We start from the raw sequence: 381 nt of genomic DNA, 5'->3' as shown, positions 1-381 counted from the left end.
CACGGCGAGTATCGCCACCACCAGGTCGATCGACCGGGGCAGGCCCACCGCGACGCGGGTGCCCGGACGGGCGCCCTGGGCGCTGAGCTCGGCCGCGAGCGCGTTCACCCGCCGGTTGAGTTCATCGAAGGTGAGCGTCGCGCCGTCGCAGACGACGGCGGTGCGGTGCGGGGGCTCCCGCGCCTGCCGGTCGAAGAGTTCGGGCAGGGGAGCCGGTGTCGCCGCGTCATCGCTCGACGGCCGCGCGGCCCCGAGGCCGAGGACCTGCCGCTGTTCGTCCTCGTCGACGGGGCTCAGGGACCCGACGCTGCGCTCCGGGTCCGCCACGAACGCGTCGAGCACGCGGCAGAGCCGCTCGTGCGGTCCCACCAGGTCCTGCTG

The 381-nt window shown here is 75.3% G+C and carries 1 protein-coding gene; it reads right to left on the bottom strand.

The features are described from left to right. Positions 1 to 381, bottom strand: a 381-nt coding sequence (locus ACLZOT_RS50385) for an AMP-binding protein (protein ID WP_416976044.1), incomplete at both ends; no start/stop codon positions are given.

The organism is Streptomyces sp. 4F14 (assembly GCF_048159485.1).
Classification (GTDB): Bacteria; Actinomycetota; Actinomycetes; order Streptomycetales; family Streptomycetaceae; genus Streptomyces.
This window is presented reverse-complemented; position numbering and strand designations above follow the sequence as displayed.